This window comes from Enterococcus sp. C53, assembly GCF_040887425.1.
GTDB classification, from domain to species: domain Bacteria; phylum Bacillota; class Bacilli; order Lactobacillales; family Enterococcaceae; genus Enterococcus_B; species Enterococcus_B hirae.
Genome location: NZ_JBFOFT010000003.1, coordinates 112,915 through 138,455, shown reverse-complemented (window position 1 = coordinate 138,455; position 25,541 = coordinate 112,915). Strand labels below are relative to the sequence as shown.

Below are 25,541 nucleotides of genomic sequence, written 5' to 3'. Positions count from 1 at the left end.
TTGAAATGATGGCGCTGATTTTTACGTTGATGACTCTTGTAGTTCTGATTACTTATCTACTACCGTATTCAGTAATTTCATTATGTTCTGTTATCTTCCTTACAGGACTTGTGGAGCCTGCAATCCTTGACGTTGATTGCAGACTCGAACTTGATTCACGCCTTTTCTCCAAAAGCTCTCCTAAGCGTTGAACATCACCCTGTTGATTAGATGAACTGCCATTATTTAAATTCCCACCTCCGGAAAGAGAGGGTGAATTGTCAAGGATCCAATCGCTTATTTTTATTATTTCAACCTACAAAACATGTTCCGTCATGGCAAAACCTACCAAATAAAAAAAGACAGAAAGAAACTTTTCTTCTTTCTGTCCCAATTATTCTATCTCTCATAACCAACATCAATTTCTGATCATTCCTCAACGAAGTTAAAAAGTTAAATGTTCTGGTTTATTGATTACTTATCTGTCGTACCCAACGGCGCCCTTAGGATTATTTACCCGGCTTACAAGATTTGGAGATGCTGTAGGTCTTTCAGACTGCGAATCTATTTTGACCACCTGTGTGCCACAGTCTCCTAAAATTACTCTCAGTTCTTTTTTCTGACCATTACTCAACCTACCGTTATCTACCTTTCCATTCTCCACTTCTCCGTTATTAAACTTGCCATTATTCCCCTCTTCATTACTTAATTGTCTAGCGATTCTTTGATATATTGGGTTGTTTTGCAAGTCTCTAATATTATTCACATATGTAGATTTAGACAAAGGAACTCCACCTGTTTTTTTGGTTTGAGAGGTAAGTTGATTTAAACTGCCTGTTTTTCCTTCTTGTCCTGACTTCTCCTCACTCGGTAATATCAAAGAGGTGTTTTCTGTAAATTCTTTTTTTGCAGACTCTGCTGTTCTTTCTTGTGCTACTGGATTATTTAACTTTATTTGATTTAATACGTCAACGAATTTTCTTCTATGCTCTCCTTGATCAGAAGGTTTAGTTTCTGACGATTCCTTTGTTATTGGCACTGGTATTACTGTTGTCTGATGTATGGGCAGGTTCTTTAGGAATATGTTACCCATAGCGTTTTTAAAAATTTCTTTCTCAGTTGCTGTCATAGCCATAAACGATTTTGAACCAGTTGTTTCTCCCAATATGCTAGTTGGATTTTCCATCTTCGCACTCGATAGTACTGATGGATTATTGTTTGCCGAATTTTTTGCTGAGGCTGATGTTACTATTTTTGGCTGTATGGATGGGTTTTGTTGGAATATATTACCCATAGCATTTTTAAAATTTTCTTTCTCAGCTGCTGTCATAGCCATAAACGATTTTGAACCGGTTATTTCTCCCAATACGCTAGTTGCATTTCCCATCTTCGCACTCGATAGTATTGATGGATTATTGTTTGCCGAATTTTTTGCTGGGTCTGGTGTTACTATTTTTGGCTGTATGGGTAGTTTTTGTTGGAATATATTACCCATAGCGTTTTTAAATTTTTTTTCTCATCTGCTGTCATAGCCATAAACGATTTTGAACCGGTTGTTTCTCCCAATATGCTAGTTGCATTTCCCATCTTCGCACTCGATAGTATTGATGGATTATTGTTTGCCGAATTTTTTGCTGGGTCTGGTGTTACTATTTTTGGCTGTATGGATGCGTTTTGTTGGAATATATTACCCATAGCGTTTTTAAAATTTTCTTTCTCATCTAGTCTCGTCTCAATAAAGGGTTTTTCCTCATGTACTTCTCCCAGTATGCTGATTAAAGTATTCTGATCTAATTTTTCATTGCTCATATCATTTATTCTCCTTTCGCTCATTAGGTTCTATTATAAAGAAAAGAATCCTCTCTTTAGCAACAACTTTTTCTTTTTTATATACTTTATGTTATTTCGATTGTTATTTTAAATAATAGTTATTTTATATTTCTATAAAATTGATCATTTAGCTACTTATATGCTAGTAATATCTTTTTACTGTTATTATTTTTTGGAGAATTAAAACTCATAAAAAAATAAAAAAACGTTCCGTTTAGAGAAATATTTTTTCTCTAAACGAAACGTGTGAATAAAAGGTCTTTATTAATCATACACCACTTCATACAGATATAACCCTTCTGGATGAGCTGTGGGTCCTGCAGCATTTCGATCTTTTTTCGCAATGATTTCGGGTATACTATCCTCTGAAAGTCGTCCGTTCCCAATCTTCAGCAACGTACCGACAAGGATCCGAATCATCTTGTACAAGAAACCATTCCCACGAAAAGTAAATAACAACTCATCCCCGGCCTCATTGACTTCCATCTTTGCTTCATAGATCGTTCTTACTTTGTCCTCGATTGAACTTCCAGAAGCACAAAAAGAAGTGAAATCATGGGTACCTATTAAGTCAGGCAATGCTCGTTGAATTTTCGATAAATCAAGTGGATAGGGGAAATAACTTGCGTAATGCCGACGAAACGGACTGCGTGGTTTTCCAATATCGACCCGAAACTGGTAAGTTTTTTCTTTTACTAAATAGCGCGCGTGAAAATCATCTGAAACGATCTCAACGGCTTTAACTGCGATATCTTCTGACGATTGCGTATCTAATGCAAAACGCATACGTTCTAAAGGTCGTTCTTCAGGATAATCAAAATGGATCACTTGCCCCATCGCATGGACCCCTGCATCAGTACGGCCAGAACCAAAGACAGTGATCTCTTTTCCATTGGCCATTTTCTTTAGCGTTTTTTCCATTTCCTCTTGGACAGTACGACCATTTGGTTGCTTCTGAAAACCATTAAAATGGGTACCATCATAGGCAATAATTGCTTTATAACGTGTCATACTTTCACCTACTCATCAACTTCTTAAAAAGACTAATGCAATGGTCATCAAGACAAAAACAACAAGGACCATCGTATCTCGTTGATGCCAATGCAGTATGCGGTACTTTGTTCTTCCTTCACCACCTTGGTATCCTCTTGCTTCCATGGCAGTCGCTAAATCTTCTGCCCGGTTAAAACTGCTAACAAACAAAGGAATCAGTAAAGGAATAACTGCTTTCATTTTTTGGACTAGACTTCCTTCACCAAAATCAACCCCACGGGCTCGTTGTGCATTCATGATTTTCTCTGTTTCATCCATCAACGTTGGTACGAATCGTAGAGCAATCGAAAGCATCAACGAAATTTCATGCACCGGAAAGCGAACTGCTTTTAATGGGCGAAGTAAATACTCAATCGCATCAGATAATTCCAAAGGTGGAGTCGTTAATGTTAATAAGGTAGACATAAAAATGATTAGTACAAATCGGCAAAAAATAAACAGCCCATTCATTACACCGAACTCCGTAATATTGAAGATTCCCCAACTCCAGTAGGTAGCACCACCGCTAGTAAATAATACTTGGAGTGCCACTGTAAATAAAATCAACCAGATCAAAGGACGGATGCCTCGGATGAAAAATTTGAAATCTACCTTTGAGAGAAAGACAGCAAGTAAAGTGAGAACAGCTAATAACGCATAAGTCTGCCAATTATTTGCCAAAAAAATAATTCCAATAAAGTAGAAACTTACTAATAACTTTGCTCGAGGGTCTAATCGATGGATCAAGGAATCTCCAGGCATGTATCGACCAAAAATTAATTTATTCATCATAAGGTTGTCCCCCTACTAATGCTACGAGCTGATCTGCTAATTTATCTGCAGTGATTGGAAGTTCGGAAAAAAGCGCTGTTCGACTATTCAGCTTTTCCGCAAATTCTGTCGCAGTCGGAACACCTAATTGCTTTTCTTTGAGCCAAGATAGATTTTGAAAAACTGCATGAGGTTGACCGCTATTTACAATCCTACCTTTTTCTAAGACATAAACATAATCAGCGTAATTTGCCACATCATCCATTAAATGAGTGACCAATACGATCGTGATTTTTTGTTCTTTGTGCAGTCGCCAGAACATATCCATCATTTCTTTTCGACCTTGAGGATCAAGTCCAGCCGTTGGTTCGTCTAATACTAGTACTTCCGGCTTCATAGCAAGTACACCTGCAATCGCTACTCGACGCATTTGTCCTCCTGATAATTCAAAAGGAGAACGCTCTAAGTAAGTTTCATCTAAACCAACTTGTTCTAATGTTTCTTTAGCTAAATCTCGTGCATCTTCCTCACTGACACCAAAGTTCTTTGGTCCAAAAGCAATGTCTTTTGCTACCGTTTCTTCAAATAATTGGGCTTCAGGAAACTGAAAAACAATACCTACTTTTTTACGAATGGGTTTTAAGTTTTTATTATTCGTATCGGGCTTGATTTGTCGATCGCCAATATGTACGATCCCACTGGTAGGTTTAATCAACGCATTCAAATGTTGCAGTAAGGTTGATTTCCCACTTCCAGTATGCCCGACTAAGGCTGTGTAGCTATTTTCTTTAATCATTAAATCAATATCAAATAATGCACGTTGTTCGAATGGTGTGTTTGGTTGATAGGTGAAATCTACTTTTTCAAAACGGATGTCCATAACCATTCCACCATCCTTTCTTCTGTCATATATTCACTAGGAACATCAATTCCTCGTTGCTTCAAGGCGCTTTTCAATTTTTCAGGAAAAGGAAGATCTAACCCTAAATTGATCAATTCTGGACCAGCAGAAAAGATTTGTTCTGGTGTGCCTTCATTGACTAATTCTCCTTGTTTCATCACTAATATCCGATTGGCATTTGCTGCCTCATCGATATCATGAGTGATAGATATGACGGTCAAATTACTTTCATCTTTGATTTTTTTAATCGTGGAAATCACTTCTTCACGACCTTCTGGATCAAGCATACTAGTAGCTTCATCTAAGATAATAATATCTGGACGTAGAGCTACGACTCCAGCAATGGCTACTCGTTGTTTTTGTCCACCAGAAAGTCTTGCTGGTTCACGTTTGGCAAAATCGATCATACGTACCTTTTCTAGCGCATCTTGTACACGGATCACCATTTCTTCTCTAGGTATACCTTGGTTCTCAAGACCAAAAGCAACATCATCTTCAACAGTAGATCCAACAAATTGGTTGTCTGGATTTTGGAAAACCATTCCAACCATTTGACGGATCGACCAGATATTTTCTTCATTAAGTGTTTGATTGCCAACTTTCACAATACCAGACTCTGGTAGAAGCAACCCATTGATTGTTTTTGCAAGTGTTGATTTCCCTGATCCATTATGTCCGATGATTGCGATCCACTCACCTTGCTTGATGGTAAATGAAATGTCTTTTAATGCTGGACGAGGGTCATCAGGTTGATATTTGTAATTAATCTTTCCTAATTCAATTATTGGCTCCATAATTACTCCTTCTCCATCCTAAGTTCCTACTAACACTATCAAAAAACACCTGATTTTTCAATTGTTTCCGTTTTAATTAAAGTGTTTTTTTACACCTTCAATTAGATGTCTTGACAGGTAATTGAAGGTACAAAAAAACACTTTATGATGAGTGCATACTCCCCAAACCGATAGATTTGGGGAGTAGCGCTGAGCTAGACTCGGAAGAGTTAACTTCCAACATCATAACACTCTAAAAGAATCATCTATAAAGTGATGTTATTAGTGTGATTTTAGACAAGTTCTAAGACAACCATTGGTGCACCATCACCGCGTCTTGGTTCTGTCTTCAAGATACGAGTGTAGCCACCTTGACGTTCAGCATAACGAGGTGCAATATCATTAAATAGTTTTTGTAAAGCTGATTCAATGACGATGTCCTCATTTTCTTCACGTACGCTAGCAACTTCATTACGTACAAAAGCCGCAGCTTGACGACGTGCATGTAAGTCTCCACGTTTGCCTAAAGTGATCATTTTTTCTGTAGTTGAGCGAACTTCTTTCGCACGAGCTTCAGTAGTCACAATACGTTCGTTAATTAATAAGTCAGTTGTTAAATCACGCAACATCGCTTTACGTTGGCTAGATGTGCGTCCTAGTTTACGATAACTCACGTTGGTTTCCCTCCTTCGTAAAAGGTTTTAATCTTCCTTACGTAAACCTAAACCTAAGTCGTGTAATTTAGCTTTCACTTCTTCTAATGATTTACGTCCTAAGTTACGGACTTTGATCATTTCTGGCTCAGATTTATTTGTAAGTTCTTGTACAGTATTGATTCCTGCACGTTTCAAACAATTATAAGAGCGAACAGACAAGTCTAATTCTTCAATTGTCATTTCTAACATTTTTTCTTTTTGTGTTTCTTCTTTTTCGACCATGATTTCAGCATTTTTAGCTTCATCAGTTAGGTTTACAAAGATGTCTAAATGTTCTGTCATGATTTTTGCAGATAAACTCATTGCTTCCAACGGTTCGATTGAACCATCTGTCCAAATCTCCATCGTCAATTTATCAAAATCTTCACGGTGTCCAACACGAGTGTTTTCTACTTGGTAGTTCACACGACGAACTGGCGTGTAGATTGAATCGACTGGAAGTACACCAATTGGCATATCTTCTTTTTTGTTTTCATCTGCTTGAACATAACCACGTCCTGGCTTCACTGTTAAGCGAGCGTGGAACGTAGCTCCTTCAGAGACGCTACAGATGTACATATCTTTGTTAAGAATTTCTACCTCACTATCAACGATAATATCGCCAGCAGTTACTGTAGCAGGTCCGGTAATATCGATTTCAAGGGTTTTTTCTTCTTGACCATACATTTTAAGTGCTAAGCCTTTAATGTTCAAGATGATTTGAGTGACGTCTTCTCTTACCCCTTTAATGGTAGAGAATTCATGCAGTACACCATCAATTTGAATATTAGTGATGGCAGCACCTGGCAAAGAAGATAATAAAATACGACGTAGGGAATTCCCTAAAGTAGTCCCATATCCTCTTTCAAGAGGTTCAACGATGAACTTGCCATAATCTTTTTCTTCATCAATTTTTGCGATTCTTGGTTTTTCGAACTCAATCATTCTTATCTTTACCCCTTTCAAAACGAAAAGTGTCTTGTTCAATGACGTTACTAATAGAACTCAAAATGAGCGGCACTCATTAAACACGACGGCGTTTTGGAGGGCGGGCACCATTATGAGGAACTGGAGTCACGTCACGAATTGCAGTCACTTCTAAACCTGTAGCTTGTAATGAACGAATTGCTGCTTCACGTCCAGAACCAGGTCCTTTAACTGTTACTTCAACAGTTTTTAATCCGTGTTCCATTGCTGCTTTTGTAGCTGTTTCTGCTGCCATTTGAGCGGCAAAAGGAGTTGATTTTTTGCTTCCTTTGAAGCCTAATGAACCAGCTGATGACCACGCTAATGCATTCCCGTGAGTATCAGTGATCATGATGATAGTGTTGTTGAATGTAGAATGGATATGTGCAATACCTGCTTCTATATTCTTTTTCACACGGCGTTTACGATTCACTTTTTTTGCTGCCATGAAGTTCTAACCTCCTTCACTTAAGAATTATTTTTTCTTGCCAGCGATAGCGCGAGCTGGACCTTTACGAGTACGTGCATTGTTTTTCGTGTTTTGTCCACGAACAGGCAATCCACGACGATGACGGATTCCACGGTATGAACCGATTTCCATCAAACGTTTGATGTTTAAGTTCACTTCACGACGAAGGTCACCTTCAACTTTTAATTTATCTACTTCTGCACGGATAGCATCTGTTTGTTCATTCGTTAATTCACGAACACGAACATCTTCAGATACACCAGCATCAGCTAAGATTTTTTTAGCAGTAGTGTTACCAATACCATAGATATAAGTAAGAGAAACTACTACACGTTTATCACGAGGAATATCTACTCCTGCAATACGAGCCATATTTATTGCACCTCCAATTATCCTTGACGTTGTTTATGTTTTGGATTTGCTGGGCAAATCACCATAACGCGTCCTTTACGACGAATTACTTTACAATGTTCGCACATTGGTTTTACTGATGGTCTTACTTTCATGATAATACCTCCTGTAGTTTTACGGAGTACAATTATTTAAAGCGATAAGTAATACGGCCACGGTTTAAATCATACGGAGACAATTCAACCGTCACTTTGTCACCAGGTAAGATACGGATGTAATGCATACGGATTTTACCTGAAACAGTAGCAAGAACTTGGTGTCCGTTTTCTAGTTCAACTTTAAACATTGCATTCGGCAAAGTTTCGACGACTGTACCTTCGACTTCAATCATATCTTCTTTTGCCACGCACAGTACCTCCTTGTACTTGTTTCGCATTTTCACACGATAAAATGGCGGAAACTGCAGTTCCCACCTCAAAATTCTCAAAATGGATCATCTAGAGGATTTCTCTAGAAGTCGGACTGACATATTTTATCATAATTTATTGAACTTGACAAGAGTAACTGCTTAATGCAAGTCGGCTACGGGCAATCGTGCTATTTTTCAATAATTTTTTGGACATCAGTAAATACAGCATCGATTTCACGATCACCATCGATAGTGTTTAGCAAACCTTGTTCTTTGTAATAGGCCAAGATTGGTTCACTATTTTTGATGTTGATAGCCAGACGATTTTTAACCGTCTCAGGTTTATCATCTTCTCTTTGATAGAATTCATGCCCACCACAACGATCACATGTATCTTCAACTTTTGTAGGGTTAAAAATTTTATGATAAGTTGCTCCACAATTGCTGCAAATGAATCGGCCAGCTAAACGCTCAACCAATACATCTTCACCAACATGGATATCGATGACTGCATCAATTTTTTTGTCTAAGTCTTTTAACATTACATCTAGCGCTTCTGCTTGCTCAAGTGTACGGGGAAAACCATCTAATAAGAAGCCTTTTTCCGTATCAGGTTCAGCTAAGCGCTCTTTCACGATTCCATTTGTTACTTCATCAGGAACTAATTCACCTTTATCAATATAAGACTTTGCTTCCAAGCCAAGAGCTGTTTCATTTTGCATTGCTGCACGGAACATGTCTCCTGTTGAGATGTGAGGAATATGATAAGCATCAATGATTTTTTCTGCTTGTGTTCCTTTACCTGCGCCTGGTAGCCCCATTAAAATGAGGTTCATTGTTTTCCCTCCTAATAAATGTGAGAACGTGTGTTGAGGAAAAACCTCAACACGCTTTCTTACTCGATAAATCCAACGTACTTACGTTTCAGCATTAAGCCTTCTAACTGTTTCGCAGTTTCTAAAGCTACACCGATGACGATCAGTAAGCTAGTACCACCTAACCCAATGGACTGAGGCAGATTCCAAATCATTTGAGCAATGATCGGTAATAAAGCCACTAAACCAAGGAAAATCGCACCGACTGTACTTAAACGCATCAATAAGCTTGAGACATACTCTTCAGTTCCTTTACCAGGACGTACGCTTGGTATATAGCTTCCTTGTTTTTGTAAGTTTTCCGCTAATTTCTCAGGGTTTACTTGAACAAAAGCATAGAAGAATGTGAATGCGACGATCAAGATCGTATAAATAGTTGCACCAGGTGCAGTATTATAGTTAAAGATCTGCATCATTATTTTATACCAGTTTTCAGCCCCAAATCTTCCACTCAATGCTTGTAAAACCGCATTAGGTGTCGCAATAAACGAACTTGCAAAGATAACCGGGATAACCCCAGCCGCATTGACTTTCAACGGTAGATAACTACTTGTTGGCGCCCCTGCTACACGTTTCGTATATTGAATTGGGATTTTGCGTTCAGCTTGTTGGAAAAATGTAACGCACGTTACGATCAATAGGATTGCAACGATTAAAATAGCAATGAAAATTGCAGATTTCCAGATATCTGATTGATTGATATTTACGAAATAGTCTTCATAAATTTCTTTTACACTTTCAGGAAGTCGAGAAATGATCCCTGCAAAGATGATCATTGATACTCCGTTACCGATTCCTTTTTCTGTGATTTGTTCTCCTAACCAAGTGACAAACATTGTACCCGCAGTCAAAATCAGACCGATAGTAACATAGGTTGAAACGTTAGGGTTATTCACAAAACCTAGTTGAGCATACTGGTTAAATCCAGCAGTGATCCCAACAGATTGGACAAATGCCAATACTAATGTCAGGTATCGAGTTGCTTGATTCAACTTCTTACGACCAACCTCCCCTTGTTTTGACCATTCAACAAAACGTGGCACGATATCCATTTGTAACAATTGGATAACGATCGAAGCTGTAATGTAAGGCGAAACCCCCATTGAGAAGATGGAGAAGTTTTGCATCGCACTACCACTCACCAAGTTCAACATGTTGAAAAAAGGCAAAGAAGAAAGGTTTTGCAATGAACTAGCATTTACTCCGGGCACAGTGATATGTGCACCTAAGCGAAACACAAATAGAACAAAAACAGTAAATAGGATTTTGGATCTAATGTCTTTTACTTTAAAAGCATCTTTTAACAGTTTGAACATTAGATCACCTCAATTGACCCACCAGCAGCAACGATTGCTTCTTCAGCTGCCTTAGAGAATTTTGCGGCTTTCACAGTCAATTTCTTAGTTAACTCACCGTTAGCTAATACTTTGATTCCAGATTTTTCGTTTTTCACGATTCCAGCTTCTACTAAAGCAACTGGAGTTACTTCAGCACCATCTTCAAAACGATTTAGGACATCAAGGTTGATGACTGCATAATCTTTGCGGTTCACGTTTGTGAAACCACGTTTTGGTAAACGACGGAATAATGGAGTTTGACCCCCTTCAAATCCTAGACGTACACCACCGCCTGAACGAGCTTTTTGACCTTTTTGACCACGTCCAGCAGTTTTTCCGTTACCAGAAGAAGTACCACGTCCAACACGGTTACGTACTTGTCGTGAACCTTCTGCAGGTTTTAATTCATGAAGTTTCATAGGTTTGGCACCTCCTTAATATTCTAGTTCATATTTCTTACTATATACTAGGTTTGTTTAATTAGATTTCTTCAACGTCCACCAAGTGAGAAACAGTGTTGATCATGCCTTTGATTGCTTCATTAGCAGGTTTAACCACTGAGCTGTTAATCTTTGTAAGACCTAACGCTTTTACTGTATCACGTTGGTTTTGAGGACGTCCGATAATACTGCGTTTTAAAGTAACTTTTAATTCAGCCATTATTTTTGTCCTCCTTATCCGATTAATTCTTCAACTGATTTGCCGCGAAGTTCTGCAACTTCTTCTGCACGTTTCAATTGTTTCAAACCTTCAACAGTTGCACGAACAACGTTGATTGGTGTATTTGAACCTAAAGATTTAGAAGTGATATCTGCTACCCCTGCTAATTCCAATACGGCACGAACTGGTCCACCAGCAGCAACCCCAGAACCTTCAACAGCAGGTTTCATTAGGATTCTACCACCACTAAAAGCACCGATGACTTCGTGTGGGATTGTTGAACCAACCATAGGTACTTCAACTAAGTTTTTCTTCGCATCTTCAATTGCTTTACGGATTGCTTCAGGTACTTCTTGTGCTTTACCAGTACCAAATCCTACATGTCCGTTTTTGTCACCGACAACAACTAAAGCAGCAAAACGTAGACGACGTCCACCTTTAACAACTTTTGTTACACGGTTAATTGCAACAACGCGGTCTTCTAATTCCAAATGTTTTGGATCGATATAAACCATGAATGGTATTCCTCCTTTTCCTAAAATTCTAGTCCATTTTCGCGAGCAGCTTCAGCTAAAGCTTGCACACGGCCATGGTAAAGGTATCCACCACGGTCAAAGACTACTACTTTAATGCCTTTTTCAGTTGCACGTTCAGCAACTAATTTACCGACAGCTTGTGCTGCTTCTGTTTTTGTTCCACCTGAAATTTCTTTATCCAAGGTAGAGGCACTTGCTAGCGTTACACCCGCTACGTCATCAATAATTTGAGCGTAGATGTTTTTGTTAGAACGAAAAACGTTCAAGCGTGGGCGCTCAGCAGTACCAGAGATATTGTTACGTACACGACGATGTCTTTTCTGACGTGTTTTGTTCTTATCTGGTTTTGTAATCACAATTGTCACCTCTTTAATTTTATTGTACTGCACTTAGGCAGAAACACCAAAGTCTCGAAAAATAGAAGCTGCGGCACAAGTTAAATCTCTTTTGAATGAAGGTAAACTTCTGCAAAATCCTTTTTTCCTGCTGCTGGCTTCTATGCAATTTTTCTAAACTATTTACCAGTTTTACCTTCTTTACGGCGTACATATTCGCCAACATAACGAATACCTTTACCTTTATAAGGTTCTGGAGGACGAGTTCCGCGAATGTTCGCAGCTAATTCGCCAACTTCTTCTTTGTTCGCACCTTTAACAATTACTTGTGTGTTAGCTGGTACTTCAACAGTTACGCCAGCTGGTGGTGTGATTTCTACTGGATGTGAGTAACCTACGTTCAAGACAAGTTTTGATCCTTGTAATTGCGCACGGTACCCAACCCCGATCAATTCTAATGCTTTTTGGAATCCTTCACTAACACCTACAACCATGTTGTTGAAGTTAGCACGAGTTGTTCCATGGATTGTTTTCATTTCTTTACTGTCATTTGGACGAGTGAAAGTCACTTCGTTTCCTTCGATATTCATTTTGATATCAGAAGAGAAAGTACGTGTTAATTCACCTTTAGGTCCTTTAACTGTAATGTTGTTTCCATCTTGAGTAACTGTTACTCCTTCAGGGATCACAACAACTTTATTTCCAATACGGCTCACTTAAAGACACCTCCTTGTAAATTCTAGTTGATTACCATACGTAAGCGATAACTTCGCCGCCGATATTTTTTTCACGAGCTTCTTTATCAGTAACAACACCTTCAGAAGTCGAAATGATTGCGATACCTAAACCGTTCAATACTTTTGGTACTTCGTCAGCTTTGACATAAGCACGCAAACCTGGTTTAGAGATACGTTTTAAGTTAGTGATAACACGTTCGCCGTTTTTACCAAATTTTAGGAAAACACGGATCACGCCTTGTTTGTCATCTTCGATATATTCAACATCACGAACGAAACCTTCACGTTTTAAGATTTCAGCGATGTCACGTTTAATTTTTGATGCAGGAACTTCTAAAGACTCATGTTTAACCATGTTTGCGTTACGGATACGAGTTAGAAAATCTGCAATTGGATCTGTCATGACCATTGATCTTTTACCTCCTTCTTATGCGAATTTACTTTTTTACCAGCTAGCTTTCTTCACGCCGGGAATTTGACCTTTATAGGCAAGTTCGCGGAAGCAAATACGGCAAAGATGGAACTTACGATAAACTGAATGTGGACGTCCGCAACGTTCGCAACGAGTGTAAGCTTGTGTTGAATGTTTTGCAGGGCGTTTGTTTTTAGCAATCATTGATTTTTTAGCCACGTAGTTCGCCTCCTTTAATTATTTTTGGAATGGCATGCCTAATTGTGTCAACAACTCACGAGATTCTTCATCTGAGTTAGCTGTCGTTACAATAACGATGTCCATACCACGTACTTTATCTACTAAATCGTAATCTACTTCTGGGAAGATCAATTGTTCTTTAATACCTAAAGTATAGTTTCCACGACCGTCAAAGGCTTTTTTACTTACACCATGGAAGTCACGTACACGTGGTAGAGAAACTGAAACCAATTTGTCTAGAAATTCGTACATTCTTTCTCCGCGCAAGGTAACTTTTGCCCCAATTGGCATTCCTTCACGTAAACGGAATCCAGCGATTGATTTTTTAGCTTTAGTAATCATTGGTTTTTGTCCAGTGATCAAAGTTAATTCTTCAACTGCTTTATCTAAGTTTTTAGCGTTTGATACCGCATCACCAACACCCATGTTGATGACGATTTTTTCAACTTTAGGTGTTTGCATAACAGAGCTATAGTTAAATTTTTCCATCAATGATGGAGTTACTTCTTTAAGATATTTTTCTTTTAGGCGGTTCATTCAGTAAGCCCCTCCTTCCTTAAACTTATTTATTATCTAAAACTTCACCGGTTTTTTTAGAAACGCGGACTTTTTTGCCATCTACTTCTTTGTAGCCAACTCGGCCAGCTACGCCAGTAGAGTCGATCACCATCACGTTAGAAACATGAATTGGTGCTTCCATCTCAACAATTCCACCTTGAGGAGCAGCTTGAGAAGGTTTTTGGTGTTTTTTAACAACATTCACACCTTCGACAATGACTTTATCTTTTTTCGGAAACGCTGCTAATACAACGCCTTCTTTATTTTTGCCTTTTCCAGTGATAACTTTAACTTTATCGCCTTTTTTAACAAACATAACTGTTTCGCACCTCCTTTGATAAGTGTCTCAAGATTATAAAACTTCTGGTGCTAGTGAAACGATCTTCATGAAGTTGTTTTCACGTAGTTCACGTGCAACCGGCCCAAAGATACGCGTTCCACGAGGGCTTTTATCATCACGAATAATCACTGCAGCATTTTCATCAAATTTAATATATGAACCGTCTGTACGACGAGCTCCTGATTTTGTTCGAACGATAACGGCTTTTACGACGTCACCTTTTTTGACAACCCCACCTGGCGTTGCTTGTTTAACCGTAGCAACGATCACATCACCGATGTTAGCAGTTTTACGACCAGAACCACCAAGGACTTTGATCGTCAAAATTTCACGTGCGCCTGAATTATCAGCGACTTTTAAACGACTTTCTGCTTGGATCACGTTGTGTATCCTCCTTTCAGATTTTGCATTCAATCTATATAGGAAAATCTCGTGTTATTAGATAATAACTGCTTCTTCGACTACTTCCAACAAACGGAAACGTTTTGTAGCTGATAATGGACGAGTTTCCATAATTTTCACGATGTCGCCAACTTTAGCTGTGTTGTTTTCATCATGCACTTTGTATTTCTTAGAATAGTTCATGCGTTTGCCATAGATAGGGTGGTTTTTCTTTGTTTCAACAGAAACTGTAATGGTTTTATCCATTTTGTCAGATACCACGCGACCTTGATAAACTTTGCGTTGATTTCTTTCTTCAGTCATACGCTTAATGGCCTCCTTCCATAATTACTTAGCTTGTTCACGCAATACAGTTTTGATGCGTGCAATCGATTTACGTACTTCTTTAATACGTGCAGTGTTTTCTAATTGACCTGTTGCTAATTGGAATCTAAGATTAAACAATTCTTCTTTTAATTGTTTTTCTTGATCAAGCATTTCGGCAGTGGTTAATTCTCTGATTTCTTTAACCTTCATTCGATTCACCACCCATTTCCTCACGTTTTACGATCTTAGTTTTCATTGGTAATTTGTGAGAAGCTAGACGTAACGCTTCACGAGCCACTTCTTCAGACACGCCTGCAATTTCAAACATGATTTTACCACGTTTTACTGGTGCAACCCATCCTTCAGGTGCCCCTTTACCAGAACCCATACGTACCCCAATTGCTTTGGCAGTATAAGATTTGTGAGGGAAAATTTTAATCCATACTTTCCCACCACGTTTCATGTAACGAGTCATTGCGATACGAGCAGCTTCGATTTGGCGGTTAGTGATCCAATGTGAATCAACAGCTTGCAAACCGTATTCACCGAATGCTACTTCTTTACCACCTTTGGCTTCCCCGCGCATTTTTCCGCGGAATTCACGACGGTGTTTTACACGTTTAGGTACTAACATGATTATTTCCCTCCTTTCTCAGTGTTTTTTTTAGTTGGAAGAATTTCTCCACGATAGATCCACACTTTAACTCCTAGTTTTCCGTATGTTGTATCTGCTTCTTCCCATGCGTAATCAATATCCGCACGTAATGTGTGAAGAGGAACAGTTCCTTCTGAGTATCCTTCTGAACGAGCGATGTCCGCACCGTTTAGACGTCCAGATACTTGAGTTTTGATCCCTTTAGCGCCAGCACGCATTGAACGTTGGATGGCTTGTTTTTGAGCGCGACGGAAAGCAACACGATTTTCTAATTGACGTGCGATTCCTTCACCTACTAATTTTGCATCTAGATCTGGTTTTTTGATTTCCACGATGTTGATATGGATTCTTTTACCAGTTAATTTATTTAATTCTTTTCTTAGGTTTTCGACTTCAGATCCGCCTTTACCAATAACCATACCTGGTTTTGCTGTGTGAATTGAAATGTTAACACGGCCTGTAGCACGTTCGATTTCAATTGTTGATACAGCAGCATCAGCAAGTTTAGTTGAAATAAATTTACGGATTCTTAAATCTTCGTGTAAGAACTCTGCATACTCTTTTTCAGCATACCATTTAGCATCCCAGTCGCGGATGATGCCTACACGCATTCCAATTGGATGTACTTTTTGACCCACTGATTATCCCTCCTTATTTTTCTGATACGACTACCGTGATATGACTTGTACGTTTGTTGATTGGAGAAGCTGATCCTTTTGCACGTGGACGGAAACGTTTCATTGTTGGTCCTTCGTTAACAAATGCTTCAGATACTACCAAGTTTTCAACATCTAAGTCAAAATTGTTTTCTGCATTCGCAACTGCTGACATCAATACTTTTTCAATGATTCCAGCAGATTTGTTTGGTGTGAATTTCAAGATTGAAATTGCATCCGCAACACTTTTACCTCTGATAAGGTCAATTACTAAACGGGCTTTTCGAGGTGAAGTGCGAACTGTTTTTGCAGTTGCTTTAGCTGATGTGATTTGTTCTGCCATTTGGTTTTATCCTCCCCTCAATTAGCGTTTCGTTTTCTTATCGTCTGCAGCATGGCCACGATAAGTTCTTGTTGGTGCGAATTCACCTAGTTTGTGTCCTACCATATCTTCTTGGATGTAAACTGGTACGTGTTTACGTCCATCGTATACTGCGATGGTATATCCAACAAAACTTGGGAAAATGGTCGAACGACGAGACCAAGTTTTGATAACTTTTTTCTTTTCAACCCCTGCTTGAGCTTCAACTTTGTTCATTAAATGCTCATCAACGAAAGGTCCTTTCTTTAAACTACGACCCATGGTGAACCTCCTCTCAAAATGTGCGACACATGGTCAAAGAAATTATTTATTTTTACGACGACGAACAATAAGTTTGTCTGATTTAGCTTTTTTATCACGAGTTTTGTAACCAAGTGCTGGTTGTCCCCAAGGAGAAACTGGTGCTTTACGTCCGATAGGAGCTTTACCTTCACCACCACCGTGTGGGTGATCGTTAGGGTTCATTACGCTACCACGTACAGTTGGGCGTTTACGCATCCAACGAGAGCGTCCAGCTTTACCGATGTTGATCAATTCGTGTTGTTCGTTACCTACTGAACCGATTGTTGCACGGCAAGCAGCTAAGATCATACGAACTTCACCAGAGTTTAAGCGGATCAATACGTATTTGCCTTCTTTACCAAGTACTTGAGCACTTGTACCAGCAGAACGGATTAATTGTCCACCTTTACCAGGTTTCATTTCAATATTGTGGATAACAGTACCAACTGGAATGTTTTCTAAAGGAAGAGCATTTCCGACTTTGATATCTGCATCTGGACCTGAAACAAGTTTCATTCCAACTTGTAGTCCTTTTGGTGCTAAGATGTAAGCTTTCACTCCATCTTCATAGTGTACTAACGCGATGTTAGCTGAACGGTTTGGATCGTATTCGATCGTTTGAACAGTTGCAACAACGTTATCTTTATTACGTTTGAAGTCGATCACGCGATATTGGCGTTTGTGTCCGCCGCCTTGGTGACGTACAGTGATGCGGCCGTTATTGTTACGTCCAGCATGGTTTTTCAATGGTTGTAACAATGATTTTTCAGGTGTTGATGTTGTGATTTCAGCAAAATCAGAACCTGTCATGTTACGACGACCATTTGAGGTAGGTTTGTACTTTTTAATCGCCACGTTTTTCCCTCCTAATTTAATGAGTTATCTAGTAAGTGCTTATTCAGCAGCTTCGAATAATTGGATTTCTTTTGAATCTTCAGTCAATGTAACGATCGCTTTGCGACGTTTTTTTGTATATCCTGCATATTTGCCCATACGTTTGAATTTCGCACGTACGTTCACGATGTTCACGTTTTTAACTTTTACGTCAAAAGCAGCTTCAACCGCTTGTTTTACTAAAGTTTTGTTTGCACGAGTGTCCACTTCAAAAGTATATTTCTTGTCATCCATGGCAAGCATTGATTTTTCAGTGATCACTGGGCGTTTGATTACGTCTAGTAAGTTCATTATGCAAGCACCTCCTCAATTTGAGTAAGAGCAGTTTGTGTTGCTAACACTTTTGTATTTGAAACAACATCTAGAACACTTACGTTATCAGAAGTTACTACAGTTACGTTTGGTAAGTTACGTGCTGATAAAGCAGCAAAGTCGTTACCATTCTCTAGAACAACCAATACTTTAGAGTCAATAGATAAGTTAGCAAGAACTTGTTTAAATTCTTTTGTTTTTGGTGCATCGAAGCTTAATCCTTCAATTGCTACCAAGTTGTTTTCAGCAACTTTTTCTGACAATACAGATTTCATTGCTAAACGACGAACTTTTTTAGGAAGTTTGTAGCTGTAAGAACGTGGTGTTGGTCCAAAGACTACGCCACCTCCACGCCATTGTGGTGAGCGGATTGATCCTTGACGAGCACGACCAGTTCCTTTTTGACGCCATGGTTTACGTCCACCGCCTCGAACAGCACTACGGTTTTTAACCGCATGTGTTCCTTGTCTTAATGACGCACGTTGCATAACGATTGCATCGTAAACAACACTTTCATTTGGTTCAATTCCGAAGATTTCTTCGTTAAGTGTGATTTCACCGTTTTGGCTTCCATCTTGTTTGAATAATGCTACATTCGGCATTCCTTAGTTCCTCCTTTCATCCTACTATTATTTAGCTTTCACAGCTGATTTGATAGTGATTAATGATTTTTTAGCTCCAGGAACATTTCCTTTAATTAAGATAACGTTTCTTTCTGCATCAACGCGAACAACTTCCAAGTTTTGGATTGTTACGCGGTTGCCACCCATACGGCCAGCAAGACGTTTGTTTTTGAATACACGGTTAGGTGCAACTGGACCCATTGACCCAGGACGACGATGGTAGCGAGAACCGTGAGCCATTGGTCCGCGGCTTTGGCCGTGACGTTTGATAACCCCTTGGAATCCTTTACCTTTCGTAGTACCTGTTACATCAATAATGTCTCCTGCTTGGAAAACATCTACTGTAATTTCTTTTCCTACTTCATATTCTCCTAGCTCAACATTTTTGAATTCACGAATGAAGCGCTTAGGAGCCGTGTTTGCTTTTGCAACATGACCTTTCGCAGGTTTGTTTGATAAAACTTCACGCATATCTTGGTAACCAACTTGAATAGCTTCGTAGCCATCAGTTTCCATTGTTTTCACTTGTAGCACTACGTTTGGAGTAGCTTCTACAACAGTTACTGGAATTAATTCGCCAGATTCAGTGAAGATTTGTGTCATTCCCACTTTTTTCCCTAAGATTCCTTTGGTCATGAGTACACCTCCATTAATTTTATTTTAATATTATAGTTTGATTTCGATGTTAACACCAGATGGTAAGTCTAGCTTCATCAAAGCATCAACAGTTTTTGGTGTTGGGTTCACAATGTCGATAAGACGTTTGTGTGTACGCATTTCGAATTGTTCGCGTGAATCTTTGTATTTGTGAGTCGCACGAATAACTGTGTAAAGACTGCGTTCAGTTGGTAATGGAATTGGACCAGACACGCTAGCTCCAGTTCTTTTTGCAGTTTCCACGATTTTATCCGCCGCTTGATCTAAAATACGGTGTTCATACGCTTTTAAACGGATACGAATTTTTTGTTTTGCCATCTTGTTCCCTCCTTCGCCTATTTTGAAAAGTAGACATAGCTCCACGAAAATTTCCGTCACGCTCGTTCGTGGCAAAGCGTCCGGGCGTGTCGCAACCTCTCGTTTCTTAGCCGACGAAATCCTATAGATCACGTCTGTGACATTTACGTTTAGGTAAACGCACCTTTGTAATTATAATATATCTAAATCCACAAAGCAAGGCTTTTTTCCTGTAAAAAACAATTTGTTTTCATAATTTTTCATTTAGATAACTTTAGATGCCTCTTATCCTTAAATGTCACATTTTATTTCTACTAAACTTCCTTCCTATAGTAGTTCGCCTATCTTCAGTTATTCAAAAAAACCGCAGAACCCCCAATCATGTTGGTTTCTACGGTTTTTTATTCTATTAACTATCGGAAGTGATAGACGATCTAAGCCATACACTTTTCTTGAAAAACAAAGTTTGGATTATTTTTTTTAGTTCTGTTCTTGTCGCCAAGGTTGAATATTCGCTTGACGATAGACTTTTGCTTGGTTGATTGAATGGAAGAGTTCCATCTTTTGCTTCACCACTTCTTTTGCTGCTGCGATACATTCAGGATAAATGGCATTTGGGTCCCATAGCTCTGTTGTAGCTAAGATCTCACGACACTTTTTATAAAAAGCATATTTATAGTCGGATGAAATATTGACTTTCTGAATACCGATTTGCACTGCTTTTGCAATTTCTTCGTCTGGGTTAGCAGATCCTCCATGTAAAACTAGCGGAATGGCTACTTTTTCTTTAATACTTGTTAAAACATCCATTTTCAATGCTGGCTTGACATCTTTTGGATAGATACCATGAGCGGTTCCGATTGCCACCGCTAACGAATCGATTCCTGTACGTTCCACAAATTCCTGTGCATCTTCCGGCTTCGTATAAATGACTTCCGATACACCGCCTTCTACTGAAGTACCCGTGTTACCAATCGTTCCTAGTTCGCCTTCAACTGAGACCCCGATCTTATGGCAAACATCTACCACTTCTTTTGTTAGTGCAATATTTTCTTCAAATGGCAACAAGGAGCCGTCGATCATAACTGAACTAAACCCACAATGAATCCCTCGCATGATACTTGCTAAGCTATCGCCATGATCCATATGGATAACGAAAGGCACAGTGCTGTTTTTCGCTCGGCTCACTGCATATTGGAAAAACTCATCTTTGGTAAAGTCTAATTCTGTCGGATGGACTGCAATGATTGCGGGTGCATCATTTTCTTCTGCCGCCTCAATGACTACTCGTAAAAAGTTGCTGTCAGCAACGTTAAACGCCCCTACTGCAAAATGATTTTCCTTGGCAATTTCTAACATTTGATTCATATTGATTAACATCGTCTATTTTCTCCATTTCTATGATTTATTGGTTGAACCTGATAGTTGAATGTATTGCTGAACTAACTCTTTTCCTGCTATGACTGTTTGTTGGATGAGAGTGGGGTATTCGATCGTTGGCTCCTGTTGTAGAAGCTGTTGGCATCTTTGTTGTTGCGCCTTCATAAAATCAGAACCAACATTAATCTTATTGATTCCTAACTCAATGGATTGGCGAATGTTGTCTTTTCCCGCTCCTGACCCCCCATGTAAAACTAACGGAAGTTGAGTCTTCTCTTTTATTTCTTGGACAATATCGAAACGAAAACGTGGTTTGTACCCTTTAGGATAATCTCCGTGACTGGAGCCATAGGAAATCGCTAAGCAGTCCACACCCGTTTCATTGATCAATCGGATTGCTTCTGCTGGGTCCGTACACATGGCATCATCTGTAAAATGGTCGCCTGTGACTGCCCCCATATTTCCTACTTCTGCTTCTACGCTCGCATCATACGTTTGGGCAAATTGAACCATCGCTCTCGTTATTTCGATATTCTGATCCAAGGGATACATCGAAGCATCCATCATGACGCTGGAAAATCCTTCTTGTAAGCACTGCTTGACAAATGCGATGTCTTGACCATGATCTAGATTAATCGCTACTTCGACTTTGGCATCCTGTGCCATACGGATGATGGGCTTCGTTAAATAATGATAATTGATGTGTTGCTTTAAGTGATCTTGCAATAAATCTATGATGATCGGCGCATGTAATTCCTCAGCAGCTTGGATCGTTGCTTTAGCTGTTTCTAGATTAAAGCAATTGATCGCCATGACAGCATAGTTTTCTTGATTTGCTTTTTTGAGCATCTCTTTCATTGACACATACATATCAAATCCTTCTCTCTACAGTTTTTAAGATAATTTAATAGAAGAAAAATCTACTTCTTCCTCTTCTTCCTCTTCTTCCTCTACGACAGGGTGTTCAGCTGGCGCCTTTTTCAAAACAAACAATAGAATGCCGGTAACTGCAGAACCAATCAATAAGGCAAAGGTAAACTTCAACGGATCCGTCATTGCTGGGATAATAAAGACCCCACCAGAAGGAACTGGTGACCCAATTCCCCACGACATACTCAAACCTCCGCCAATCGCTGCACCAGCTGTACACGAAATGATCACACGAAGCGGATCAACTGCCGCTAAGGGGATAACGCCTTCCGTAATCATGCAAAGTCCCATCGGAAAAGCAATCTTAATGTTGTTTTCTTCTTCTTTTGAATATTTTGTTTGCCGAAATAACTTAGATAAAACCCATGAAATGGTGACACCGAAAGGCGGAACCATTGACGCTAACACTTTCACAGCTTCTGGTTCTTGCACACCTTCCAAAAGCATCCCATCAGCAAACAATGAGGCTACCTTATTGACTGGTCCACCAAAATCAAAGGCAGCCATCCCACCGACAATTGACCCAAAGAGGAATTTTCCAGAACCTTGTAGTCCTTGTAAAAAATCGGTCATCGCTTCTGTTGCCCAAACAATCGGCACACCTACCACGAAAAACATCAATAAACCGATACTAAGGGTCGCTAACAGTGGGATGATCATCATCGGCATCAATCCTTGTGCCCACTTAGGAACTTTGAGATATTTCACCAATAACAGGACAAAGAACCCCACCAAGTAACCGCCTAACATACCACCTAAAAAACCTGCGCCAATGGCATTGGCAATTAACCCCATAAACAAACCTGGACCAATCCCTGGGCGATCGGCAATGGAATAGGCAATCGCTGCAGAAATCACTGGAGCCAATAATCCCATGCCCAAAACCCCTAGAGAAACTAAGGCATCGGGTACAGAATAAGACGCTTGATAATCATTGATGACTTGCCCACCTGTTAAATTCCCAATAGCGATCAAGAGTCCAGCGGTCACAACAACTGGTAACATGTATGAAATAGCTGTCAGTGCATGCTTTTTTAATTGTAGTTGACGAAGCATCCAATTCCTCTCCTTTTATGTTTTACTGAGTTCTTCTTCAATTTTAGTAATCAACCCTTTCGGTGCTTTAATGACCATGTTCGTAGGAATCTCAATCACTTTTTTTCCTTCGAACCGCTCCTTGCCACCAATTTTGATATCTGCTGCAATAATGACGACATCTGCCTGCTTGATCTCCTCCTTCGATAACTCGTCTTCTGTACCAATTGTTCCTTGTGTTTCGATGTGCACTTCATGTCCTAATGCTTTTGCTGCTTTTTCTAATTTTTGTTTGGCAATATACGTATGTGCAATTCCTGAAGTACAGGCTGCTACTCCGACGATCTTCATTTTTCCTTCCTCCTTTTCTTTTAGACAGTTGGTTCTTTTGCTAATAGTTCCATTAATTCTGTTTTACTAGTTGCCTGATTCATTTTTTCGATAATGGTATCTTCTGCTAATAACATTGCTACTTTTTGTAATAATTTGATATGAACGGTATTGGCATCTGTATCTTTTACTGCAAATAAGATAATGACCTTTACAGGCTGCTCATCTAATGATTCCCAAGGGATCGGGGTCTCGACTTTACCCACAACCAAAGAAGTCTGAATGACACTCGCTGATTTTCCGTGGGGAATCGCCACACCGTTTCCAATCCCTGTGATTCCTTCTTTCTCCCGTTGAAAGACATCTGATGAAAAATCATCAACATCTTTGATAATGCCGTTTTCTTTTAGTAATTCACTTAATTCGAGAATCGCTTCTTTTTTTGTTTTCGCTTTCATTTCTAAACGTATCAGTTTTTCTGTAATCACATTTGCGATACTAAATTCTGACATTACCTGTTTTGTAACCATTTCACATCTCTCCTAACATTTGCTTCACACGTTTTTCGTCTTGCTTGGTAAATACTGAGTTTACTAATATCGTGGGAATCTTCGGTGGCTCATTCAAACAAACCGTTGTTAAAATCAAATCGATCTTACTAAATTCCGCTTGGTTTTTCTGGTACTGCCGAGAAGATAAAACAGCAATAATCTCTAATTCAGGAAAGGCTTTTTTTACTTTGACTTTCAATAGTTCTGAAGTTCCAACACCACTACTACACATGATCAATACACGTTTTTTTATTGGGGCTAACTCTTTGTATCTCACAAAGTATAATGTTAAAAATCCAATTTCATCTTTGGATATATGGTTTGTATGAAATTTTTTTTGGACCATTTTACTGACAAATTCTACTAATTGAAACGTTTCCTGGTACTCTAATTCAATATCGTGCAATAAATCATTTTTGATTGTGATCTCATGTTTTAATCGATACAATAGCGGCTGAATGTGACTATACAAATCATGTCGGTTTCGTTCTTGATCAATCGCCACTCCCATGAGCCGGCTCATCGTAGCAGAAAAAAAACGGGTGATTTCTTCAGCTTCATTTGAGATATTTTGATGTTTAATCGAACCATTTTCGATCCTGGAGGAAATCAAGTATTGAAAAAGATAAAAAGTTTCACTTTCAGGGAGAGTCGTATTTAAATATTGACCTAATTTGAGCATGACTTGCTTTGATAGTTGGTACAGTTCCTGGTTATAATGGATCAGCGCCTGATCTTCTTCATCTAAATCCCACGTATCTTCTTCTAAATACACGACCCCTTCACGGAAGCGTTTGACTAAGATATAAATATGAGAAAAAATATTCATTGCATATGGATAGGCAATTCGGCTGACTAGTTTTTGTTCGATAAACTCAACGATCGAAGTAATAAAATTGATATCAAATGAGCTGATCATTGGGTGACTAGGAACCACTTTTTTATCTTCCAATAAATGGATACTTAATAGCATATTCACTACTTTACGAATATGTTTTTCTGTTCCTTCGATACCAATTCGGGTACCTTGTCGTTTAAGTTGGAGGTGGTTTTTCATTAAAAATAAACTGATCTTAGCCAAATCATTACTAATTACCGGATCACTGACATAATACGGATGGAACAATTCATTGATTAATAACTTCTTGGGTGCCTTAAACAACAAATTAAGCAAAATCGCATTTCTTCTTTCCAAAGGTCCTTGACTCGTTCGACTTTCATTATGCGTTGCACTCACATTTAAATATTTATCGTAGTCTAACCGAAATCCTTTGCCTGCCTCTGCCAAAATGATTTCCCCGGTTTCAGACACATCATTTATCTTTTTAATCGTGCGGTAGACCGTTTTCGTAGAAACATGGGCAAATTCAGCTAACTCCTGAGCTGTAAGGGATAAGCCATGTTTAACAAAGTATTCGACCATTTCTTTCTCTCTTTTGCTTAGCTGCATTTGTTCAACCTCCTTGTTTATACTATAACGGAATTTTCTGACAACTCATTTTTTGTTCTGTCCATTACTCTGGACATTTTTAAAAGCGTTTACAAAAAATGGCAAAAAAGACAAAAAACACCGAAGCAGGCAAAAACCTGTCTTCGATGTTTTACACGATACATCAGAGTACATAAAAGTAATGAATAGACGA

The 25,541-nt window shown here is 39.0% G+C and carries 41 protein-coding genes; all 41 read right to left on the bottom strand.

Going from position 1 to position 25,541, the window contains the following annotated elements; all coding sequences use genetic code 11:
• Positions 1 to 457 precede the first annotated feature (457 nt).
• The 41 genes from AB3I42_RS05680 to AB3I42_RS05480 all read right to left on the bottom strand — a co-directional run bounded on the left by AB3I42_RS05680 (position 458) and on the right by AB3I42_RS05480 (position 25,348).
• Entirely contained in the window at positions 458 to 1,366 is a 909-nt protein-coding gene (locus AB3I42_RS05680; protein ID WP_258924791.1) for a hypothetical protein, read from the bottom strand.
• 62 nt (positions 1,367 to 1,428) lie between these two features.
• Positions 1,429 to 1,788: a hypothetical protein gene (locus AB3I42_RS05675; protein WP_014834361.1), complete on the bottom strand. Its 360-nt coding sequence runs from the start codon at positions 1,786 to 1,788 to the stop codon at positions 1,429 to 1,431.
• Positions 1,789 to 2,073: 285 nt separating this feature from the next.
• On the bottom strand, positions 2,074 to 2,820 hold the full coding sequence (gene truA, locus AB3I42_RS05670; RefSeq protein ID WP_010736802.1) for a tRNA pseudouridine(38-40) synthase TruA: 747 nt from the start codon (positions 2,818 to 2,820) through the stop codon (positions 2,074 to 2,076).
• Between the two features lie 15 nt (positions 2,821 to 2,835).
• Positions 2,836 to 3,633 carry an energy-coupling factor transporter transmembrane protein EcfT gene (locus AB3I42_RS05665; protein ID WP_181914251.1) on the bottom strand — a complete coding sequence of 266 codons (798 nt, stop codon included), beginning with the start codon at positions 3,631 to 3,633 and terminating at the stop codon, positions 2,836 to 2,838.
• Positions 3,623 to 4,492, bottom strand: coding sequence for an energy-coupling factor ABC transporter ATP-binding protein (locus AB3I42_RS05660; protein WP_368022390.1), 870 nt, complete (start codon positions 4,490 to 4,492; stop codon positions 3,623 to 3,625). The genes AB3I42_RS05665 and AB3I42_RS05660 overlap by 11 nt, the downstream gene beginning before the upstream one ends.
• Positions 4,468 to 5,307, bottom strand: coding sequence for an energy-coupling factor ABC transporter ATP-binding protein (locus tag AB3I42_RS05655; RefSeq protein ID WP_010736800.1), 840 nt, complete (start codon positions 5,305 to 5,307; stop codon positions 4,468 to 4,470). Before AB3I42_RS05655 ends, AB3I42_RS05660 begins: the two co-directional genes overlap by 25 nt.
• Positions 5,308 to 5,579: 272 nt before the next feature.
• Positions 5,580 to 5,960: a 50S ribosomal protein L17 gene (gene rplQ / locus AB3I42_RS05650; RefSeq protein WP_005880733.1), complete on the bottom strand. Its 381-nt coding sequence runs from the start codon at positions 5,958 to 5,960 to the stop codon at positions 5,580 to 5,582.
• A gap of 27 nt (positions 5,961 to 5,987) precedes the next feature.
• Positions 5,988 to 6,926, bottom strand: a complete 939-nt coding sequence (locus tag AB3I42_RS05645) for a DNA-directed RNA polymerase subunit alpha (protein ID WP_005880735.1) — start codon at positions 6,924 to 6,926, stop codon at positions 5,988 to 5,990.
• Positions 6,927 to 7,005: 79 nt separating this feature from the next.
• Positions 7,006 to 7,395, bottom strand: coding sequence for a 30S ribosomal protein S11 (gene rpsK, locus AB3I42_RS05640; protein ID WP_002288714.1), 390 nt, complete (start codon positions 7,393 to 7,395; stop codon positions 7,006 to 7,008).
• Between the two features lie 27 nt (positions 7,396 to 7,422).
• Positions 7,423 to 7,788 (bottom strand): 30S ribosomal protein S13, encoded by a 366-nt coding sequence (gene rpsM / locus AB3I42_RS05635; RefSeq protein WP_002288713.1) that lies wholly within the window; start codon positions 7,786 to 7,788, stop codon positions 7,423 to 7,425.
• Positions 7,789 to 7,805: 17 nt separating this feature from the next.
• Complete coding sequence (gene rpmJ / locus AB3I42_RS05630) at positions 7,806 to 7,922, bottom strand: 50S ribosomal protein L36 (protein ID WP_002288710.1); 117 nt, start codon at positions 7,920 to 7,922, stop codon at positions 7,806 to 7,808.
• A gap of 32 nt (positions 7,923 to 7,954) precedes the next feature.
• A complete protein-coding gene (infA, locus tag AB3I42_RS05625; RefSeq protein ID WP_002288695.1) occupies positions 7,955 to 8,173 on the bottom strand; it encodes a translation initiation factor IF-1 in 219 nt (72 codons plus the stop codon).
• A gap of 191 nt (positions 8,174 to 8,364) precedes the next feature.
• Positions 8,365 to 9,012, bottom strand: a complete 648-nt coding sequence (locus AB3I42_RS05620; protein WP_368022373.1) for an adenylate kinase — start codon at positions 9,010 to 9,012, stop codon at positions 8,365 to 8,367.
• Positions 9,013 to 9,071: 59 nt separating this feature from the next.
• Positions 9,072 to 10,367 carry a preprotein translocase subunit SecY gene (gene secY, locus AB3I42_RS05615; RefSeq protein ID WP_010720439.1) on the bottom strand — a complete coding sequence of 432 codons (1,296 nt, stop codon included), beginning with the start codon at positions 10,365 to 10,367 and terminating at the stop codon, positions 9,072 to 9,074.
• Complete coding sequence (rplO, locus tag AB3I42_RS05610; RefSeq protein ID WP_010720440.1) at positions 10,367 to 10,807, bottom strand: 50S ribosomal protein L15; 441 nt, start codon at positions 10,805 to 10,807, stop codon at positions 10,367 to 10,369. Before rplO ends, secY begins: the two co-directional genes overlap by 1 nt.
• A 61-nt stretch (positions 10,808 to 10,868) precedes the next feature.
• Positions 10,869 to 11,048 (bottom strand): 50S ribosomal protein L30, encoded by a 180-nt coding sequence (gene rpmD / locus AB3I42_RS05605; RefSeq protein WP_010720441.1) that lies wholly within the window; start codon positions 11,046 to 11,048, stop codon positions 10,869 to 10,871.
• 14 nt (positions 11,049 to 11,062) lie between these two features.
• Positions 11,063 to 11,563: a 30S ribosomal protein S5 gene (gene rpsE / locus AB3I42_RS05600; protein ID WP_002288681.1), complete on the bottom strand. Its 501-nt coding sequence runs from the start codon at positions 11,561 to 11,563 to the stop codon at positions 11,063 to 11,065.
• Positions 11,564 to 11,583: 20 nt separating this feature from the next.
• The gene (gene rplR / locus AB3I42_RS05595) at positions 11,584 to 11,940 is read right to left on the bottom strand and encodes a 50S ribosomal protein L18 (protein WP_005880747.1); all 357 of its coding nucleotides are present in this window, start codon (positions 11,938 to 11,940) and stop codon (positions 11,584 to 11,586) included.
• A gap of 158 nt (positions 11,941 to 12,098) precedes the next feature.
• Entirely contained in the window at positions 12,099 to 12,635 is a 537-nt protein-coding gene (gene rplF / locus AB3I42_RS05590) for a 50S ribosomal protein L6 (RefSeq protein ID WP_010720442.1), read from the bottom strand.
• A gap of 31 nt (positions 12,636 to 12,666) precedes the next feature.
• The gene (gene rpsH, locus AB3I42_RS05585; protein WP_002288675.1) at positions 12,667 to 13,065 is read right to left on the bottom strand and encodes a 30S ribosomal protein S8; all 399 of its coding nucleotides are present in this window, start codon (positions 13,063 to 13,065) and stop codon (positions 12,667 to 12,669) included.
• Between the two features lie 36 nt (positions 13,066 to 13,101).
• Positions 13,102 to 13,287, bottom strand: coding sequence for a type Z 30S ribosomal protein S14 (locus AB3I42_RS05580; protein WP_002356214.1), 186 nt, complete (start codon positions 13,285 to 13,287; stop codon positions 13,102 to 13,104).
• An 18-nt stretch (positions 13,288 to 13,305) separates the two neighbouring features.
• Positions 13,306 to 13,845, bottom strand: coding sequence for a 50S ribosomal protein L5 (gene rplE, locus AB3I42_RS05575; RefSeq protein WP_002288671.1), 540 nt, complete (start codon positions 13,843 to 13,845; stop codon positions 13,306 to 13,308).
• A 25-nt stretch (positions 13,846 to 13,870) separates the two neighbouring features.
• The gene (gene rplX, locus AB3I42_RS05570) at positions 13,871 to 14,182 is read right to left on the bottom strand and encodes a 50S ribosomal protein L24 (RefSeq protein WP_368022371.1); all 312 of its coding nucleotides are present in this window, start codon (positions 14,180 to 14,182) and stop codon (positions 13,871 to 13,873) included.
• 36 nt (positions 14,183 to 14,218) lie between these two features.
• Complete coding sequence (gene rplN / locus AB3I42_RS05565) at positions 14,219 to 14,587, bottom strand: 50S ribosomal protein L14 (RefSeq protein WP_002288669.1); 369 nt, start codon at positions 14,585 to 14,587, stop codon at positions 14,219 to 14,221.
• Positions 14,588 to 14,644: 57 nt separating this feature from the next.
• Complete coding sequence (gene rpsQ / locus AB3I42_RS05560; RefSeq protein ID WP_010720444.1) at positions 14,645 to 14,911, bottom strand: 30S ribosomal protein S17; 267 nt, start codon at positions 14,909 to 14,911, stop codon at positions 14,645 to 14,647.
• 24 nt (positions 14,912 to 14,935) lie between these two features.
• Positions 14,936 to 15,124, bottom strand: a complete 189-nt coding sequence (gene rpmC, locus AB3I42_RS05555; RefSeq protein WP_002288664.1) for a 50S ribosomal protein L29 — start codon at positions 15,122 to 15,124, stop codon at positions 14,936 to 14,938.
• Positions 15,114 to 15,548 (bottom strand): 50S ribosomal protein L16, encoded by a 435-nt coding sequence (gene rplP / locus AB3I42_RS05550; protein WP_010720445.1) that lies wholly within the window; start codon positions 15,546 to 15,548, stop codon positions 15,114 to 15,116. Before rplP ends, rpmC begins: the two co-directional genes overlap by 11 nt.
• A 2-nt stretch (positions 15,549 to 15,550) precedes the next feature.
• Positions 15,551 to 16,207, bottom strand: coding sequence for a 30S ribosomal protein S3 (rpsC, locus tag AB3I42_RS05545; RefSeq protein WP_010720446.1), 657 nt, complete (start codon positions 16,205 to 16,207; stop codon positions 15,551 to 15,553).
• Positions 16,208 to 16,220: 13 nt separating this feature from the next.
• Positions 16,221 to 16,568 carry a 50S ribosomal protein L22 gene (gene rplV / locus AB3I42_RS05540; RefSeq protein WP_002288657.1) on the bottom strand — a complete coding sequence of 116 codons (348 nt, stop codon included), beginning with the start codon at positions 16,566 to 16,568 and terminating at the stop codon, positions 16,221 to 16,223.
• Between the two features lie 21 nt (positions 16,569 to 16,589).
• Positions 16,590 to 16,868, bottom strand: coding sequence for a 30S ribosomal protein S19 (gene rpsS, locus AB3I42_RS05535; RefSeq protein WP_010720447.1), 279 nt, complete (start codon positions 16,866 to 16,868; stop codon positions 16,590 to 16,592).
• Between the two features lie 42 nt (positions 16,869 to 16,910).
• Entirely contained in the window at positions 16,911 to 17,744 is an 834-nt protein-coding gene (rplB, locus tag AB3I42_RS05530) for a 50S ribosomal protein L2 (RefSeq protein ID WP_010720448.1), read from the bottom strand.
• A 39-nt stretch (positions 17,745 to 17,783) separates the two neighbouring features.
• Positions 17,784 to 18,074 carry a 50S ribosomal protein L23 gene (gene rplW / locus AB3I42_RS05525; RefSeq protein WP_002290449.1) on the bottom strand — a complete coding sequence of 97 codons (291 nt, stop codon included), beginning with the start codon at positions 18,072 to 18,074 and terminating at the stop codon, positions 17,784 to 17,786.
• Complete coding sequence (gene rplD / locus AB3I42_RS05520) at positions 18,074 to 18,697, bottom strand: 50S ribosomal protein L4 (protein ID WP_010720449.1); 624 nt, start codon at positions 18,695 to 18,697, stop codon at positions 18,074 to 18,076. The genes rplW and rplD overlap by 1 nt, the downstream gene beginning before the upstream one ends.
• A gap of 27 nt (positions 18,698 to 18,724) precedes the next feature.
• The gene (gene rplC / locus AB3I42_RS05515) at positions 18,725 to 19,354 is read right to left on the bottom strand and encodes a 50S ribosomal protein L3 (protein ID WP_002290445.1); all 630 of its coding nucleotides are present in this window, start codon (positions 19,352 to 19,354) and stop codon (positions 18,725 to 18,727) included.
• Positions 19,355 to 19,384: 30 nt separating this feature from the next.
• Positions 19,385 to 19,693: a 30S ribosomal protein S10 gene (gene rpsJ, locus AB3I42_RS05510; RefSeq protein ID WP_010720450.1), complete on the bottom strand. Its 309-nt coding sequence runs from the start codon at positions 19,691 to 19,693 to the stop codon at positions 19,385 to 19,387.
• 459 nt (positions 19,694 to 20,152) lie between these two features.
• Positions 20,153 to 21,052 carry a ketose-bisphosphate aldolase gene (locus AB3I42_RS05505; protein ID WP_010736799.1) on the bottom strand — a complete coding sequence of 300 codons (900 nt, stop codon included), beginning with the start codon at positions 21,050 to 21,052 and terminating at the stop codon, positions 20,153 to 20,155.
• 18 nt (positions 21,053 to 21,070) lie between these two features.
• Positions 21,071 to 21,922: a class II fructose-bisphosphate aldolase gene (locus AB3I42_RS05500; RefSeq protein WP_010720452.1), complete on the bottom strand. Its 852-nt coding sequence runs from the start codon at positions 21,920 to 21,922 to the stop codon at positions 21,071 to 21,073.
• A gap of 24 nt (positions 21,923 to 21,946) precedes the next feature.
• Entirely contained in the window at positions 21,947 to 23,038 is a 1,092-nt protein-coding gene (locus tag AB3I42_RS05495; protein WP_088762596.1) for a PTS fructose transporter subunit IIC, read from the bottom strand.
• 15 nt (positions 23,039 to 23,053) lie between these two features.
• Positions 23,054 to 23,368: a PTS fructose transporter subunit IIB gene (locus AB3I42_RS05490; RefSeq protein WP_010736797.1), complete on the bottom strand. Its 315-nt coding sequence runs from the start codon at positions 23,366 to 23,368 to the stop codon at positions 23,054 to 23,056.
• A gap of 20 nt (positions 23,369 to 23,388) precedes the next feature.
• Positions 23,389 to 23,877: a PTS sugar transporter subunit IIA gene (locus tag AB3I42_RS05485; protein WP_010720455.1), complete on the bottom strand. Its 489-nt coding sequence runs from the start codon at positions 23,875 to 23,877 to the stop codon at positions 23,389 to 23,391.
• 1 nt (position 23,878) lies between these two features.
• Positions 23,879 to 25,348 carry a PRD domain-containing protein gene (locus AB3I42_RS05480; protein ID WP_010736796.1) on the bottom strand — a complete coding sequence of 490 codons (1,470 nt, stop codon included), beginning with the start codon at positions 25,346 to 25,348 and terminating at the stop codon, positions 23,879 to 23,881.
• Positions 25,349 to 25,541: the final 193 nt, after the last annotated feature.

Coding starts and splice junctions, on each gene's coding strand:
- AB3I42_RS05680 (WP_258924791.1), bottom strand. CDS start 1,366: ATGGGAAATGCAACTAGCGTATTGGGAGAAATAACCGGTTCAAAATCG.
- AB3I42_RS05675 (WP_014834361.1), bottom strand. CDS start 1,788: ATGAGCAATGAAAAATTAGATCAGAATACTTTAATCAGCATACTGGGA.
- truA (WP_010736802.1), bottom strand. CDS start 2,820: ATGACACGTTATAAAGCAATTATTGCCTATGATGGTACCCATTTTAAT.
- AB3I42_RS05665 (WP_181914251.1), bottom strand. CDS start 3,633: ATGATGAATAAATTAATTTTTGGTCGATACATGCCTGGAGATTCCTTG.
- AB3I42_RS05660 (WP_368022390.1), bottom strand. CDS start 4,492: ATGGACATCCGTTTTGAAAAAGTAGATTTCACCTATCAACCAAACACA.
- AB3I42_RS05655 (WP_010736800.1), bottom strand. CDS start 5,307: ATGGAGCCAATAATTGAATTAGGAAAGATTAATTACAAATATCAACCT.
- AB3I42_RS05645 (WP_005880735.1), bottom strand. CDS start 6,926: ATGATTGAGTTCGAAAAACCAAGAATCGCAAAAATTGATGAAGAAAAA.
- rpsK (WP_002288714.1), bottom strand. CDS start 7,395: ATGGCAGCAAAAAAAGTGAATCGTAAACGCCGTGTGAAAAAGAATATA.
- rpsM (WP_002288713.1), bottom strand. CDS start 7,788: ATGGCTCGTATTGCAGGAGTAGATATTCCTCGTGATAAACGTGTAGTA.
- rpmJ (WP_002288710.1), bottom strand. CDS start 7,922: ATGAAAGTAAGACCATCAGTAAAACCAATGTGCGAACATTGTAAAGTA.
- AB3I42_RS05620 (WP_368022373.1), bottom strand. CDS start 9,012: ATGAACCTCATTTTAATGGGGCTACCAGGCGCAGGTAAAGGAACACAA.
- secY (WP_010720439.1), bottom strand. CDS start 10,367: ATGTTCAAACTGTTAAAAGATGCTTTTAAAGTAAAAGACATTAGATCC.
- rplO (WP_010720440.1), bottom strand. CDS start 10,807: ATGAAACTTCATGAATTAAAACCTGCAGAAGGTTCACGACAAGTACGT.
- rpmD (WP_010720441.1), bottom strand. CDS start 11,048: ATGGCTGAATTAAAAGTTACTTTAAAACGCAGTATTATCGGACGTCCT.
- rpsE (WP_002288681.1), bottom strand. CDS start 11,563: ATGGTTTATATCGATCCAAAACATTTGGAATTAGAAGACCGCGTTGTT.
- rpsH (WP_002288675.1), bottom strand. CDS start 13,065: ATGGTCATGACAGATCCAATTGCAGATTTTCTAACTCGTATCCGTAAC.
- rplE (WP_002288671.1), bottom strand. CDS start 13,845: ATGAACCGCCTAAAAGAAAAATATCTTAAAGAAGTAACTCCATCATTG.
- rplX (WP_368022371.1), bottom strand. CDS start 14,182: ATGTTTGTTAAAAAAGGCGATAAAGTTAAAGTTATCACTGGAAAAGGC.
- rpsQ (WP_010720444.1), bottom strand. CDS start 14,911: ATGACTGAAGAAAGAAATCAACGCAAAGTTTATCAAGGTCGCGTGGTA.
- rpmC (WP_002288664.1), bottom strand. CDS start 15,124: ATGAAGGTTAAAGAAATCAGAGAATTAACCACTGCCGAAATGCTTGAT.
- rplP (WP_010720445.1), bottom strand. CDS start 15,548: ATGTTAGTACCTAAACGTGTAAAACACCGTCGTGAATTCCGCGGAAAA.
- rplV (WP_002288657.1), bottom strand. CDS start 16,568: ATGGCAGAACAAATCACATCAGCTAAAGCAACTGCAAAAACAGTTCGC.
- rpsS (WP_010720447.1), bottom strand. CDS start 16,868: ATGGGTCGTAGTTTAAAGAAAGGACCTTTCGTTGATGAGCATTTAATG.
- rplW (WP_002290449.1), bottom strand. CDS start 18,074: ATGAACTTACTAGACGTAATCAAACGCCCAGTGATCACTGAAAAATCA.
- rplD (WP_010720449.1), bottom strand. CDS start 18,697: ATGCCGAATGTAGCATTATTCAAACAAGATGGAAGCCAAAACGGTGAA.
- rplC (WP_002290445.1), bottom strand. CDS start 19,354: ATGACCAAAGGAATCTTAGGGAAAAAAGTGGGAATGACACAAATCTTC.
- rpsJ (WP_010720450.1), bottom strand. CDS start 19,693: ATGGCAAAACAAAAAATTCGTATCCGTTTAAAAGCGTATGAACACCGT.
- AB3I42_RS05505 (WP_010736799.1), bottom strand. CDS start 21,052: ATGTTAATCAATATGAATCAAATGTTAGAAATTGCCAAGGAAAATCAT.
- AB3I42_RS05500 (WP_010720452.1), bottom strand. CDS start 21,922: ATGTATGTGTCAATGAAAGAGATGCTCAAAAAAGCAAATCAAGAAAAC.
- AB3I42_RS05495 (WP_088762596.1), bottom strand. CDS start 23,038: ATGCTTCGTCAACTACAATTAAAAAAGCATGCACTGACAGCTATTTCA.
- AB3I42_RS05490 (WP_010736797.1), bottom strand. CDS start 23,368: ATGAAGATCGTCGGAGTAGCAGCCTGTACTTCAGGAATTGCACATACG.
- AB3I42_RS05485 (WP_010720455.1), bottom strand. CDS start 23,877: ATGGTTACAAAACAGGTAATGTCAGAATTTAGTATCGCAAATGTGATT.
- AB3I42_RS05480 (WP_010736796.1), bottom strand. CDS start 25,348: ATGCAGCTAAGCAAAAGAGAGAAAGAAATGGTCGAATACTTTGTTAAA.